This is a genomic window from Chitinophaga filiformis (assembly GCF_900102545.1).
GTDB classification, from domain to species: domain Bacteria; phylum Bacteroidota; class Bacteroidia; order Chitinophagales; family Chitinophagaceae; genus Chitinophaga; species Chitinophaga filiformis.
Genome location: NZ_FNBN01000003.1, coordinates 702,742 through 717,827, shown reverse-complemented (window position 1 = coordinate 717,827; position 15,086 = coordinate 702,742). Strand labels below are relative to the sequence as shown.

Sequence of the window (15,086 nt, the reverse complement as noted above, 5' to 3'; positions counted from 1 at the left end):
AGACCATGGATATCTTTGAAGCAGCACGCACAGATAATGTAACAGCATTGAACGAATTGCTGAAAGAGGGACAGATAAATGAAAGAGACGCCAGGGGGTCAACTCCTCTCATTTTAGCTACCTATTACAACAATACAGCCGCAATAGCTGCTCTGCTCCAGGCAGGCGCAGATACCGAATTACAGGACAGTATGGGCAATACCGCCCTGATGGGAGTTTGTTTTAAAGGTTATGTCGAAGCCGCTAAGCTATTACTCGAAAACGGTGCCTCTGTACACACCGAAAATGGCAACGGCGCTACTGCACTGACCTTTGCCGCTACTTTCGGTCATAACGATATCATCTCCTTGTTACTTGTTCATGGGGCCTCCCCTCTTAAAAAAGACAGGTTTGGAAAAAATCCGATCGACTATGCATTGCTACAGGGAAATGCATCGGGGTATGAGACACTGGTAGCTGCCACTAACCGCTGGGGGCATTTTGGCAATCTTTTTTAAGGATAAAAATTTCGTATGACTATTGTACAGTTCGAATATATTGTTGCAGTAGACACCTACCGCAGCTTTAATGTAGCGGCAAAGAAATGTTTTGTTACGCAACCTACGCTCAGTATGCAGATCCAGAAACTGGAAGACTTACTGGGCGTTAAAATATTTAACCGCACTAAATCACCTGTTGTTCCTACAGAGATCGGCGCCGAAATCATCATGCAGGCAAGGGTGCTCTTAGCAGAATACCAGAAGATACAGGACCTGGTGACAGACAGGAACAAGGAACTGAGCGGAGAACTGAAGGTCGGGATCATTCCTACTGTAGCTCCCTATATTGTTCCCAAGATCATTACACAATTCATCAACAAATACCCCGGTGTAAAGCTGATAGTGGGTGAACAAAACACGGAACAGATCACCCAACAGCTGAAACTCGGCCATATAGATTGTGGTATTGTATCTACGCCGATACATGAACCACAGTTCACCGAAACGCCTTTGTTCTATGAGAATTTTGTCGCGTATGTTTCTGAGGATAGTCAGCTGTCCAAAAAGAAAAAACTGAAGCCCTCAGATATCAATATCGAAGAACTATGGATCCTGAACGATGGGCATTGTATGCGCGACCAGGTGCTGAATATCTGTCAGCGCCGCAAAACGACCAAAGGTTCCCAGCACTATGAATACAATACCGGAAGTATAGAAACACTGAAGCGCATGGTAGATGAGAACAATGGCGCTACCATTCTGCCGGAACTGGCATTAACTGAGCTGACGGATCAACAGCGTGAAAAACTCAGGTATTTTCAGTATCCCGAGCCTGCCCGTGAGATAGGTCTTATCACTCCCAAGAATTTTGTAAAACGCAAAATGATAGAAGCACTGAAAATGGAGATACTGGCCAGTGTACCACAAAAACTAAAAACAAAGAACAGGAAAGAATTAATTGAAGCTATATAAAAAGAAAGGCCCGGTTTTACACCGGGCTTTTTCTCGTAGCCTATCCCTATAATTGCGCGTGCTGCACAAATCCTTATTTACCAGCTTTCTTCAAGCCTTCTTCTATGCTGCGTCCATAATCCTCATCACATTTATAAAAATGCTCCACCATTGTTTGCTGAATAGCCGGCGTAGCCGCTACTAGCGTATCTACCAGATTATTGATCAGGTCCTGACGTTCCCATTCTTCAAATGATCTGTAACGCTCACCCGCCTGTTGATAGTTATTGGTGCGGTCAATACTCTGACGCACTATCTTAGCTGCTGCATATGTCGGTTCATATACTACCTCTGTCTGAGGTGCTTCCACCAGTCCATTCAGGCTGGACGGCTCATAATTCACATGCGGATTAGCGCCATCAGGAAGATCTACTTTATACGTCATACTACCATCGCGTTGATTAGTGCCTACATGATTTTTAGCAGCATTGATAGGCAACTGCAGATAGTTCGGTCCTACACGATAACGCTGTGTATCTGAATAAGAGAAGGTACGGCCGATCAGCATTTTGTCATCAGAGAAGTCAAGACCATCCACCAGTACACCCGGACCAAAAGCTGACTGCTCCACTTCTGCAAAGTAATTCTGCGGATTCCTGTTCAAGGTCATTTTACCCACCGGCAACCATGGGAATTGTTCTTTTGGCCAGATCTTGGTATCGTCCAGGGGATCGAAGTCCAGCTCCGGATGTTCGTCATCACTCATGATCTGCACAAACAGTTCCCATTGCGGATAATTACCTGCCGCAATAGCGTCATAGAGGTCCTGGGTGGCGTGATTGAAGTTCTCTGCCTGTATCTGTTTCGCTTCCTGCTGCGTCAGATTTTTAATACCTGCCAGTGGTTCCCAGTGGTATTTCACGAGCACCGCTTCTCCGGCCTTATTCACCCATTTATAAGTATTAACACCTGATCCCTGCATCTGGCGGTAGTTAGCCGGAATGCCCCATGGAGAAAACACCCAGGTGATCATATGCATTACTTCAGGAGAATTACTGAAGAAGTCCATCACGCGGCCGCCATCCTGACGATTGTGAACAGGATCAGGTTTCAGTGCATGAATAAAATCAGGGAACTTGATCGCATCACGGATGAAGAAAACTTTCAGGTTGTTACCTACCAAATCCCATATACCATCTTCTGTATAAAACTTCACTGCAAAACCTCTGGGATCTCTTAATGTTTCCGGAGAATGACCACCGTGGATCACTGTTGAGAAACGAACAAATACCGGTGTTTGTTTGCCTTTCTCCTGGAACAATTTTGCCCGTGTGTATTTTGCAATAGGTTCATCGCCCACTGTTCCGTAGGCTTCGAATACACCATGTGCACCTGTACCACGGGCATGCACTACCCTTTCGGGCACACGTTCACGGTCGAAATGAGCGATCTTTTCAAGGAACTGATAATTCTCTAAAACGGCTGGTCCGCGGTTACCCAAAGTACGCATGCTTTGGTTGTTATGTACCGGGTGTCCCTGTCGTGTGGTTAAGTGACGGTTCTGTTGACTCATAAAGCGTATTTTTTTGTTGATTGATGGATACAAAAGTATCCCTGCGCATATCACCAGAGAAGAGAATAAGGAAATAAGATGACCTATAGATGATAGCTATCAAAGCATCTTCTGAGATCGCGACATCCATAGATGAAATCTATTGCCTATGATATTATTCTATTCAGTATCTGCAGCCGGAGTGATTAAATATTTTTGCACAAACACTTATCACGATGGATATATTTGAAGCAGCAAGAACAAACGATACTTCACTCCTGAAAGCATACATAGCAGATGGGCACCTGAATGCAAGAGATAGCAGAGGCTCTACTCCGCTGATCATTGCTGCTTATTACAATCACAGCAATGCTGTAGATTTCCTGCTGAAGGCGGGCGCTGATACGGAACTGAAAGACAACCTGGGGCAAACTGCTTTAATGGGCGCCTGCTTCAAGGGACATATTGAAATCGTAAAACTGTTATTGAAAAAAGGCGCTGCTGTCGGCACAGAAACAGAGTCTGGTTCAACCGCCCTGACCTATGCAGCCACTTTCGGGCATAATGACATCATAGACCTCCTACTCAATAACGGCGCTAATCCTCTTAAGAAAAAGATCATGGCCAGGATCAGGTTAATAACAGGTTTATTTGCCCGGATGATATCAACAACCAGGAAACGTTTTATAACAGTAAAAGGCTGATATAACCAGTGCGTATCAGCCTCTTTTACAAGGCCATTAATGAGCTCCCAAACCCCATCACTGCATGCCGCTGATAAAGATTATTTAACACTATGAAATAATCGCCCCAGTTATTATATTTAATGCGTGTAACCCGCTCTGTAGCTCGTAATAGCTGAAAACTATCTGAACCCTCCACTTACATACATTCCATTTCACGTACAAGTACTCATGTAACCAAATCAATTCCATCATGAAAAAGAAAATCTTTTACACACTTCTTGCTGTATGGATACCCGTACTGTTTACCCAGGTACAGGCGCAGGTACCAAGGGTATCGGGAAGCCCGTTTCCACTTTCAGCCATACCCGACACATTGTATCTTACATCTGAAAATTATGCACCTTCCGAAAAGGTTGCCCTGCAGACCCTGATGGGCGTTCTTGCACAAACAAAACCCGCTATTCTCAGAGACATCTCCGGTCACCGTACATTGGTGGAAAACGCCGGTGTAAAGATCAATGACACGTACTACACCAATTTTCCCGGAATGCTCAACCGCTTTGCCAACAGGTTGTCAGGTTATATCCTGTGCAATCAGAAAGACAAATCAACCAATGTGGCGATCTCACTGGCAGGTGTAATGAATGCCATTGCTATTCCTGCGGACATTGAGCAGACGGCCATCAACGCTGGTCTGACGCTCCTGCTCGACGTACGCGCCAGGGATGAAGCCTGGGCATTAGCCAACTATGGTAATCTCTTCAGTCAGAAGATCGCTTCTTACCAACAGAGCTCTGACGACCGCGTATTTTCCCTGGCAGACTACAGCGCTTACACAAAAGCATTTCAGTTCTGGGATAGCTCCCCATCCGGCGCACTGGCTACCAGTGTATATAACCGCATGAACAAAGGTGCAACCTTCTTCGGCTGGGGACCAGCAGAATATGAAACAGTGGAGCAGCTCTCACTGAAATCTATGAGCATCCTCCCATCTGACTGGGCGCCCAATATGTCGGCACTGAGCAACATTCCTGCAAAGTCGAAGACCTTCAAACAGAAAGATCCCATCAAGCCTTTTGAAGTGAAGACCGGCGTACACACTGTTTGTTTTGTGATTACCGATGGAGATAATGTGCAATGGCTCTTAGGTTCTCACGACAATATCAACAACTGGAACAATCCCGCCCGTGCACATGTCAATCTGGGCTGGACCATCTCTCCTTCCCTCTCTGAACTGGCGCCAGTGGTATATGAGAAATATGTAGAGAACTGCCTGACCACACCCGATGGCAGGAATGTACTGATAGCCGGTCCATCCGGAAGAAGCTACTATTTCCCGGGACGTTATCCTAATGCAGATCTGGAAACTGAGGCTACACTACTGAATAAGTATATGAAACAGGCCGATCTCCGTATTGTCAACATCATCGATGCAGACGACAGTGATAACGATCCAGGTGCTTACCTGAAACAGGACAACATTGACGCCTTATTTTATTACAGCTATGGCGCCAATTATACCGGCCGGCACGGACAAATTGACTGGTATAAAGACAAGCCATCCATCGGTGGCAGATATACATTATGGGGCACGCTCTCTTCCCCGCAATCGCTGGCCAATCAGCTGAACCAGGCATCTACCAATATCAATTCAGCAGATGGCTACAGCCTTGTTTCCGTGCATATCTGGTCAAGAGATGTAGATGATGTACAGGAGTGTATCAGTAAACTCGGACCCAATGTACGCGTAGTAGCACCTGATGAATTTGTCTGGCTGATCCGTAAGAACCTGAAAGGCTTACCTGTTGGAACCGGCAATGGCCTGAAAGCGGAATACTATAGCGGTTATCATCTCGACAACTTAAAGTATCAGCAGACCGATGGTAACGTTGACTTTGACTGGGGGATAGGTTCTCCCAATCAGGCGCAGCTGGGTAATAACCAGTTCTCTGTAAAATGGTCTGGTCAGGTACAACCTCTATATTCCGAATCATATACTTTCTACGTATACTCAGACGATGGCGTAAAGCTCACTGTAAATGGTCAGCCTATCATCAACGACTTTGAAACACAGGGCGCCTATACCCGCAGTGGCACTATTACATTAACCGCCGGTCAGAAATACAACATTGAGCTGCAGTATGGCGAAGGCAATGGTGATGCTTTCTGTCACCTGCAATGGGAAAGCGCTTCCCAATCGCGGCAGATCATTCCAAGGTCACAACTCTACAGCAGACCTGATACGAGTAATGGCCCCGTAACTGTTTATGAGCATGCGCAATATGGCGGCTTCCATGCGGGCCTTCCTATTGGTGCTTACAAACTGGCCGGACTTGAACTGAAAGGTGTGCAGAATGACGAGATCTCCTCTCTGAAGGTTGCTGAAGGTTACAAGGTGATCCTGTTTGAGCATGAGAACTTTGCCGGTGATTCTATTGTATTAACATCCTCGAGCGCCAATCTGGGTAGTACCTGGAATGATAAAGCCAGCTCTATTAAAGTACTGGCTAATGGTAATCCCAACCTGGCAGGTTCTTACACCATTAAAAACGTAAACAGTGGTTTGTTTCTCGATGTGCGTGGTGGTATAGGTGGTACCGGTGATGGCACTCCCATTCAGCTATGGCATGGTACAGGCGCCGCTAACCAGACATTCACGTTGAAACACCTTGGTGATGGTCGTTATACTGTTACTGCCTACCACAGCGCCAAATGCCTGGATATTCCACAATCCAGCCTGAATGAGGATGTCAGTCTCTGGCAATGGACCAACCAGGAAGCCAGCAATCAGCAGTTCATCGCTGTACAGGCAGATAGCGGTTATTACAAATTCATTTCTGTACTGAGCGGGAAAGTACTCTCCATCCTGAACGAAAGCACTGCGCCGGAAGCAAAAGTGGTGCAGCATACAGGTACTGGTCAGCTTTCAGGCAGATGGCAGTTACTGTCTGTTCCTCCTGTTGGCAATGGTACTGGCCTTACAGGCAATTACTACAATGGCATGAACTTCGAGACCTTTGTATTCTCCCGTCTTGATCCCACCATCAACTTTGACTGGGGTGAAGGTTCACCGGGCGCAGGTGTCAACACGAACGGTTATACGGTACGCTGGACAGGCAAAGTAGAACCAAGATATTCAGGTCAGTACACCTTCTACATTACCAGCGATAATGGCAGACGTTTATGGGTCAACAATCAACTGGTCATTGATAAATGGCTGGATGACTGGGATATTGAATACTCCGGCACTATTACATTAACAGCAGGTCAACAGTATGATATCAAACTGGAATACTTTGAAAACAACGGCGGAGCCAACTGTAAACTATCCTGGTCGAGTGCTTCACAGGGTAAGGAGATCATACCGAAGAATCAGCTGTATGCCACTCCGTTATCCCTTGCTAACAGCAGTATAGCCACTGCCTATGAGAAAACGGCTACAGGAAAAGACATTGTTCTTTACCCCAATCCCGCCACTTCTCATGTCAGATTGAAGTTCGGCGCCAAACAAGCCCGCATGATCATCTATGATGCATTAGGGCGACAGGTAACACCCACCAGGATCATTTATTCCGGACAGGAGATCAACACCGCACAGCTGCGTCCGGGCGTGTATCTTATTCAGCTCGACATTAACGGTATAAAGACAAGCAAACACCTGGTGAAGAGCGCAGAGTAACGCTGCTATCTTTGAAATTAGTAAGTTATAGTTTGTTTTTCATTAGATCCTGTTCGTCAATTGTCTCATATTTGTGACCTACAATACTGAGTAATATGAAACCACACGTTATTTGTCACATGTTATGCTCAATTGACGGCAGGATCATTACAGAAAACTGGAAGCCGTTCAAAGGAGTTGAGTTGTATGAACAGACAGGAGGGAAACATGAAAACGCTGATGCGTGGTTCTGTGGAAGAGTAACAATGGAGCAACATTTTGCTGCTGAGCTGCCCGACTTATCTGGCTTTGAAACGATACCCGATAAGACAGATTTTATTGCTGACGCACAGGCAGACTCCTATGTAATAGCACTCGATGCATCGGGTAAACTTGGATGGGATTCCAATGATCTGGATGGCGATCGCCTGATCGTTGTACTAACAGAAAAGGTTTCTCCTGAATACCTGGGATACCTGCAGTCAAAAGATATTTCCTATCTGTTTGGCGGCGCAACAGCGGTTGATCTGTCCCTGATCCTCACAAAGCTGCAACAACATTTCAACATCAATAAAATAATGCTGGAAGGCGGCGGTGGCATTAATGGTTCATTCCATGCAGCCGGACTGATAGATGAATTCAGCATCCTGTATTATCCCATTGCAGATGGTTCAGATACCGCTACTTTCAATGACACCGGACTTCCTACCGTTGAAAATATTCCATACAAACATCTTAAACTGATCCACCTGCAGCAGATGACAGATGATGTGGTGTGGATGAAATACAAAGTCGTCAGATAAACACAACTATAAAAACAAGAAAGCCGCCCCAAATCTCCGGGGCGGCCTTTTACTATCTGGCCAACATGCCTGATTATAGCTTTTATTCTGTTTCAGCCTGGGATCATTCACCATCTATGTGCCGGGACCAGGATCTTACCAAACATTGATAGATTTCAATAAATATGCTGCACTGCGCTACAAAATATTTATTTTTGCACCTCAATGAAGCAACCAGAACTATCCCGGCGCATTAGTCTGTTACAGGCTACTGCTATTAATATGACAGATATGGTGGGCATAGGCCCCTTTATAGTATTGAGCGTAGTGGCTGAAACCATGCACGGTCCGGGCTTCCTCTATGCCTGGATAGCCGGAGCGGTGCTGTCATTCATCGATGCTATGGTATGGAGTGAGCTGGGAGCTACTTTTCCCAAAGCAGGTGGTAGTTATAACTTCCTGAAAGAGGGCTTTGGTCCTAAAACAGGAAAGTTGATGAGTTTTCTCTTCGTATGGCAGACCATGATCCAGGCGCCGCTTGTCATCGCTTCTGCGGCTATCGGCTTTGCACAATATGCCGGTTATATCTTTCCTTTAGGTTTCTGGGGCACAAAGGCGGTGAGTGGTGGTATGGTGCTGCTGATTGTTTTCCTGCTGTACCGCAATATCGAGACCATCGGCAGGATCAGTGTACTGCTGTGGATGGGCGTACTCGTTACTATGGTCTGGATCATCAGCGGAGGTATTACACATGGCCACTTCTTCGAGCCTATTAAACATATTAACGATGGCCTGGAGCTCAACTCCGCATTTGCAGCAGCACTGGGCTTTGCTAGCGTGAAGACCATCTACAGTTACCTTGGTTATTATAATGTTTGTCACCTGGGCGGAGAGATCAGACAACCGGAAAAGAACATTCCCCGCAGTATGCTCATTTCTATTGCGGGTATAACAGTGTTGTACCTGTGCATGAATATCAGTGTGGCCTCTGTATTACCGTTTGACAGAGTAGAACACAGCCCCTTTGTAGTAAGTGAATTCATAGAAGTACTGGGAGGAGCCACGGCTGCCAAAGTGGCTACTATCTTAATCCTCTGGGTAGCTTTCGCCTCTGTATTCTCAGCAACACTGGGATATAGCCGTATTCCTTATGCTGCGGCGCAGGATGGTGCTTTCTTTAAAGTATTTGCACGTCTCCACCCTACCAAGAACTTCCCCTATGTATCACTGCTTTTCCTGGGAGCAGTAGCCTTTATATTCAGCCTATTATTCAAGATCAAAGAAGTTATCAGCGCGATCCTTGCCATGCGTATCATGATACAGTTCATTGCCCAGGCAGTGGGTTTGATACTACTCAGCAGAAGACAGGGAAGGAACTTCTTCAAGTGGCATATGCCTTTATATCCCCTTCCTGTGATCCTCGCTATCATGATCTGGATTGGCATTTTCATTTCGACCGGCCTGCACATGATGCTGGCAGGGGCTACTGTGACAATGGCAGGCATCGTTGTTTACATCATTAAATCAAGACTGCAGAAAAGGATGTTGTAACTGTTATAACACCCGGTTGGTCAGTCAGACACTTTCCAGGAAACAGGTTGTAAATCTTCTAAATTGATTACTTTTATACAGCCAGCCTATTACGTCAACCAACGCAGACCAGCATGAAAGCGGTACAAACTATCACTGCTTCCCATACAGTATCTCCCCAGGAAGAGCTTTGGAATAGCTTCCGGCAAGGTAGCCGGGATGCCTTTGCCCGGATCTACCAGGAGCAGGTGGACAATCTCTACCATTATGGCGTCCATCTTTGCGGTGATGAAGAACTGGTCAGGGATTGCCTCCAGGAACTATTTCATGACCTCTGGCAAAGCAGGGAACACCTGGCAGCCCAGCTGCTCAACATCCGTTATTACCTCCTCAGCAGCCTGCGCCGCCGCCTCTTACGTACTCTGGAAAGAGACCGCCGTTTCAGGGCGGAAACAACAGAGATCCCCTTCGATTTTGAACTGATCCCCAGCCGGGAACATGCCATCATACAGGATGAAAAAGTACAGGAACAGGTAAAACAACTGCATGCCGCTCTCAATGCTCTGCCCCGCCGACAAAGGGAAGCCATTTACCTCCGCTTCTTTCATGAGCTATCCTACCAGGAAGTAGCGGATATGATGTCCATGAAGGTCGACTCCGTCTATAATATCATCTCCAAAGCCATTAGCGTACTCAAAAAGACGCTGCCGCCTGCGGTCTTACTCCTTTTATTACAGCCCGGGAAATAAACCCTTCTATCCCCCTGAAAATAATTTTAAAAAAAGTTATCCGAAAGTGATGAGATTCACTTCACCCCTGTCTCTTTATATAAAAGCGAACATTTGCAGCAGTATCATTTATATACCGCCCGTGACTTTGCCCTGGATGAATATTTCCAGGAGTGGGTGCTGCGGCCGGATGTAAAGAATACCTACTATTGGGATACCTGGCTGAAACTACATCCCGAGAAAAAGGAAGCCGTAAATATGGCTATTCAGCTGGTAAGGTCCATTCATTTCCGGGACTACCTGATGACGGCCGCACAGAAAGAACAACTATGGGAGAACATATGGGACAGTATTGCTGCGGATGATATAGCCAGTCCTACCCCTGCTCCTGTCCCGGCAGTGAGCCGCTTCAGCAGGATCTTCTCCTGGAAATATGCCGCAGCCGTTTTACTGTTTGCGTTCCTGGGCATGCTCTGGCTGTTCATGAGAACACCGCCATTTCGCACTGTTACCGCCAGTGTAGCCACGCAACCCGGACAAACCAAAAGACTGCTGTTGCCCGACAGCTCTGAAGTATTACTGAATGCCGGTTCGCGCCTGCTCTACACCCAAAAGGAACCGCTTGTAAGAGAAGTATGGCTGGATGGTGAAGCCTGGTTCCACGTAAAGCATAAGGAAGACAACAGGAGTTTTATTGTACATACGTATGATCATCTCTCTGTAGAAGTGCTGGGCACAAGATTTAATGTCAACAACTTTGGAAATAAGATTGCAGTCGTATTACAGGAAGGAAGTATCAAACTGAATATCACAGAGCAACAGGGACAACAAACTACACAACTATACCTCAGACCGGGAGAAATACTCCGCTATGACAAAACAGATGGGGAATATTCCAAAAGCAAAACCGATGCAGAAAAGGTAACTGCCTGGACACGTGGACAATTAGTAATGGATGAATATACTGTTGCTGACGCTATACTATTTATGCAGCAGGTATTTGACAGGCATGTTACAGTAAAAGATCCCAGGGTATTGCGGTACAGTGTTTCCGGATCCATGCCCATCATTTACAATGCAGACACTATGTTAATGCAGTTTGAAAAAGCTTTTAACGTACGCTTTAGCAAACGCGATGATACAAACCACGTAGGGGAAAACTGATACCCTGATTTTTATTAACCAAAATTAAATCGCACATGAAAAAACATTTACGTGTGCTGCTGATGCATGTCCTTGTGTCAGGCGCCCTATGCTCACATGCACTGGCTCATAGTCCAGATGCTACGCCTGCCGGACATTTGCTGGAACAGCAGGATAACATATCCATCAGGCAGTTATTCCGGCAAACGGAAATAAAATTTGGTGTTTCCATTGCCTACAAAAGTGAGCTGATCACAGATCAGAAAAACAGTGTGGATATCGCCGCCTGTAAATCACCTGAAGAAGCGCTTGAAAAAACACTGGCCCCTTTCAATCTTTCCTTTGAAAAAGTACGCGACAAATTCTATCTCATAAAAGTAAAGGAGACAGCGCCGGTCACCATCAACATGGCCGCTCAACGCCCGGTGCGCGGAAAGGTCACTGATGTTAAAGGTGCAGCGCTACCCGGCGTAACCATTCGCGTAAAAGGCGCAAACACCGGTGCTGTAACAGCAGCTGATGGTACTTATACAGTCAATGTTCCCGGTACAGCTAATGATATACTCGAAGTCACCTTTGTTGGATATCAGTCGCAGGAAATCCCTGTCGGCACACAATCCGAGATCAATATTACACTCACAGAGAATACCAGTACCCTCAACGAAGTGATCGTAACCGGTTATACAGCCCAACGTAAAAAAGATCTAACTGGTGCTGTTACCGTTATTGATATCGGTGAAATGGTGAAGCAACCGTCTGGCCAGGTCACCAGCCAGCTGCAGGGACAGGCATCCGGTGTGACTGTTATCGGTTCCGGACAACCCGGTCAGGAGCCTGTTGTACGCATCCGTGGTGTGAACACGTTTGACAACAACACGCCTCTATATGTAGTAGATGGTGTACCGACACAGAGTATCAATGACCTCAATCCAAATGATGTTGGCTCCATGCAGGTACTGAAAGATGCGGGTGCTGCCTCTATCTATGGTTCACGCGCTTCTAATGGCGTCATCATCATCACTACTAAAAAAGGTAGCGGTAAGGTGAAGATCAAATACGACGCTTATTATGGTCGTCAGTATCCTAAAGGTGGTAACGTATGGCATACGCTCAATTCACAGGAAATGGCTAACCTGCGTTGGCTACGTTATAAGAACACCGGCATACCATTAAGTGATACCCTGTATGGCAATGGTGCTACTCCTGTATTGCCGGATTATATCCAGCCTGTAGGTTTGAAGGAAGGCGATCCACGTGTGAATCCTGACCTTTATTATGTCAATCCCAATTACACCGACCAGGACGACTACAACAGTTTCTATTATATCACAAAGGCAAATAAAGCAGGTACTGACTGGTTCCATGAGATCTTCAATCCTGCCTCCATGACCAGCCACAACCTGTCTGTGAGTGGTGGTACGGACAAAGGCAGTTACCTGTTCTCACTGAACTATTTCAATCAGCAGGGTACACTGATGAACACCTATCTAAAAAGATATATCATCCGTTCCAACAGTCAGTTCAGTATCAGTAAAAATATCAGGATAGGGGAAAACCTTTCATTCTCTGTTACAGATAACCCTACCGTAGACCTGCTCACTGCCAGTGGTGCTGTGGGCATGGCTCTACGCGAACAACCCATCATCCCTGTATATGATATCAAGGGCAATTTCGGAGGCTCCAATGGTCTGGGGCTGGGTGATGCCATGAATCCTGTTGCTATGCAATACCGCACCAGGAATGACCGCGGACTGGTAAACAGGGTATTTGGAAATATCTATGCAGATATCGACTTCCTGCGTCACTTCACCTTCCACACTAGTTTTGGTGGAGAAGTCAACTCCGGATGGCGGCACAACTTCACCTATCCGCAGTACGAGAATAAAGAAAACGCAGGTGTGAACTCCTATACAGAATCCAGCAACTTCGAACATAACTGGACATGGACCAACACACTGAGCTATCACAACACCTTCAATACTGTACATTCCCTGAATGTATTAGTAGGCGCGGAAGCCTATGACGAACGCTCCCGTCAACAGGTAGGTACTACACAGGACTTCTTCATCTTCGACCCTGATTATGTGGATAATGGTACAGGCGCCGGCGGACAGGTCATCACTGCCAGCCGTTATTCCGCAGGTCTGTTATCACTCATCGGCAGAATAGATTATAGTTTCAGGGATAAATATTTATTGAGTGGTACCTTACGTCGCGACGGTTCCTCCAAATTCGGTGTCAACAATCGTTATGGTCTCTTCCCTGCTGCCAGTGCAGGATGGCGTATCTCGCAGGAGCCTTTTATGAAAGACATCCACTGGCTCACAGATCTGAAGATCCGTGGAGGATGGGGTATCATGGGTAATCAGCTAAGTCTTACTCCCGGTAATGCCTTTACATTATATGGAGGCAACAAGAATACCTCTTACTATGATCTCTTAGGAACAAACAATAGTATTGTATTGGGTTTCCAGCAGGTACAGATCGGTAATCCGGATGCCAAGTGGGAAAGCGATATCAACACTAATATTGGTTTTGACGCTACACTCTTTGGCGGGAAGCTGGAAATCTCTGCGGATTATTATCAGAAAAATATCAAGGACCTGCTTTATAACAATGAGCTGCCAGGTACTTACGGCACGGCTCCTGCTCCTTATTCCAATGTGGCTAACATGAAGAACAAAGGGGTAGATCTTACCGTTTCCAGTCATACAGATATTACCAAAGATCTGAAGTTTGATGCTACTGTCACCTTCACCACTTTTACGAACAAGATTGTGAAAATAGCACAAGGCGTGAATTACTTCGACAGGGATCCACGCAACTTCTCGGAAAGCATTATCCGTAATGCGGTAGGACAGCCTATTTCCAGCTTCTTTGGTTATAAGATCGATGGTTTCTGGAATAGTCAGAGCGACATTGATAAGGCTGATCAGTCAGCACAGGCAACAACAGGCGATCCTTCAGCCAGCTTCCAGGAAGACGCTGCTCCCGGTCGTTTCAGGTATGCAGATCTCAACCATGATGGCGTGATCAATGCAGACGACCGCACCTTCCTGGGTAATCCAAATCCTAAGGTATCTTATGGTATCAATCTCGGACTGACCTACAAGCAATTTGACTTCAGCGTATTCCTCTTCGGTGTACAGGGCAATGAGATCTGGAACCAGGTGAAATGGTGGACAGACTTCTCCTCTTCTTTCGATGGCGCCAAGAGTAAAACTGCTTTGTATGATTCCTGGCTGCCTGACCGTATGAATGCCAAAGCGCCCATACAGGAAGGTGAAGGTTCTTTCAGCACCAACGCTGTTCCCAATTCTTACTATGTGGAAAACGGGGCTTACCTGCGCTGTAAGAACATGCAACTGGGGTATACCTTCCCGCAGCAACTGGGTGGCCGGCTACACATAGAAAGACTGCGCATCTATATACAGGCGGCTAACCTGTTCACCATTACAAAGTATTCAGGTATTGATCCGGAAATAGGCGGCAGTGATGTAAGGAGCTTTGGTATTGATGAAGGCACTTATCCCAGTCAGCGGCAATTCCTGGCAGGTCTCAATCTCACCTTCTGATG

Annotated in this window: 10 protein-coding genes; 9 read left to right on the top strand and 1 reads right to left on the bottom strand. The window is 46.2% G+C overall.

Features of this window, described 5'->3' with window-relative positions:
- Positions 1 to 5 precede the first annotated feature (5 nt).
- On the top strand, positions 6 to 497 hold the full coding sequence (locus BLR32_RS15110; protein ID WP_089833180.1) for an ankyrin repeat domain-containing protein: 492 nt from the start codon (positions 6 to 8) through the stop codon (positions 495 to 497).
- A gap of 15 nt (positions 498 to 512) precedes the next feature.
- Positions 513 to 1,451 (top strand): hydrogen peroxide-inducible genes activator, encoded by a 939-nt coding sequence (locus BLR32_RS15105; RefSeq protein ID WP_089833178.1) that lies wholly within the window; start codon positions 513 to 515, stop codon positions 1,449 to 1,451.
- Between the two features lie 73 nt (positions 1,452 to 1,524).
- On the opposite strand, the gene BLR32_RS15100 is transcribed toward BLR32_RS15105, so the two are convergent.
- Positions 1,525 to 3,003 carry a catalase gene (locus BLR32_RS15100; protein WP_089833176.1) on the bottom strand — a complete coding sequence of 493 codons (1,479 nt, stop codon included), beginning with the start codon at positions 3,001 to 3,003 and terminating at the stop codon, positions 1,525 to 1,527.
- A 215-nt stretch (positions 3,004 to 3,218) separates the two neighbouring features.
- On the opposite strand from BLR32_RS15100, the gene BLR32_RS15095 reads away from it, so the two are divergent.
- The 7 genes from BLR32_RS15095 (at position 3,219) to BLR32_RS15065 (ending at position 15,084) form a co-directional block, all read left to right on the top strand.
- A complete protein-coding gene (locus tag BLR32_RS15095) occupies positions 3,219 to 3,686 on the top strand; it encodes an ankyrin repeat domain-containing protein (RefSeq protein ID WP_089833174.1) in 468 nt (155 codons plus the stop codon).
- 232 nt (positions 3,687 to 3,918) lie between these two features.
- Positions 3,919 to 7,347, top strand: coding sequence for a PA14 domain-containing protein (locus BLR32_RS15090; protein ID WP_089833172.1), 3,429 nt, complete (start codon positions 3,919 to 3,921; stop codon positions 7,345 to 7,347).
- Between the two features lie 95 nt (positions 7,348 to 7,442).
- The gene (locus BLR32_RS15085) at positions 7,443 to 8,129 is read left to right on the top strand and encodes a dihydrofolate reductase family protein (RefSeq protein ID WP_089833170.1); all 687 of its coding nucleotides are present in this window, start codon (positions 7,443 to 7,445) and stop codon (positions 8,127 to 8,129) included.
- A 204-nt stretch (positions 8,130 to 8,333) separates the two neighbouring features.
- Entirely contained in the window at positions 8,334 to 9,659 is a 1,326-nt protein-coding gene (locus BLR32_RS15080) for an APC family permease (protein WP_089833168.1), read from the top strand.
- 113 nt (positions 9,660 to 9,772) lie between these two features.
- Positions 9,773 to 10,387, top strand: a complete 615-nt coding sequence (locus BLR32_RS15075) for an RNA polymerase sigma factor (RefSeq protein WP_089833166.1) — start codon at positions 9,773 to 9,775, stop codon at positions 10,385 to 10,387.
- A gap of 93 nt (positions 10,388 to 10,480) precedes the next feature.
- On the top strand, positions 10,481 to 11,530 hold the full coding sequence (locus tag BLR32_RS15070; protein WP_089833164.1) for a FecR family protein: 1,050 nt from the start codon (positions 10,481 to 10,483) through the stop codon (positions 11,528 to 11,530).
- Between the two features lie 35 nt (positions 11,531 to 11,565).
- Positions 11,566 to 15,084, top strand: coding sequence for a SusC/RagA family TonB-linked outer membrane protein (locus tag BLR32_RS15065; RefSeq protein ID WP_089833162.1), 3,519 nt, complete (start codon positions 11,566 to 11,568; stop codon positions 15,082 to 15,084).
- Positions 15,085 to 15,086 lie beyond the last annotated feature (2 nt).

Excerpts from the sequence above, each read along its gene's own strand:
- BLR32_RS15110 (WP_089833180.1), top strand. The coding sequence starts at position 6 with ATGGATATCTTTGAAGCAGCACGCACAGATAATGTAACAGCATTGAAC.
- BLR32_RS15105 (WP_089833178.1), top strand. The coding sequence starts at position 513 with ATGACTATTGTACAGTTCGAATATATTGTTGCAGTAGACACCTACCGC.
- BLR32_RS15100 (WP_089833176.1), bottom strand. The coding sequence starts at position 3,003 with ATGAGTCAACAGAACCGTCACTTAACCACACGACAGGGACACCCGGTA.
- BLR32_RS15095 (WP_089833174.1), top strand. The coding sequence starts at position 3,219 with ATGGATATATTTGAAGCAGCAAGAACAAACGATACTTCACTCCTGAAA.
- BLR32_RS15090 (WP_089833172.1), top strand. The coding sequence starts at position 3,919 with ATGAAAAAGAAAATCTTTTACACACTTCTTGCTGTATGGATACCCGTA.
- BLR32_RS15085 (WP_089833170.1), top strand. The coding sequence starts at position 7,443 with ATGAAACCACACGTTATTTGTCACATGTTATGCTCAATTGACGGCAGG.
- BLR32_RS15080 (WP_089833168.1), top strand. The coding sequence starts at position 8,334 with ATGAAGCAACCAGAACTATCCCGGCGCATTAGTCTGTTACAGGCTACT.
- BLR32_RS15075 (WP_089833166.1), top strand. The coding sequence starts at position 9,773 with ATGAAAGCGGTACAAACTATCACTGCTTCCCATACAGTATCTCCCCAG.
- BLR32_RS15065 (WP_089833162.1), top strand. The coding sequence starts at position 11,566 with ATGAAAAAACATTTACGTGTGCTGCTGATGCATGTCCTTGTGTCAGGC.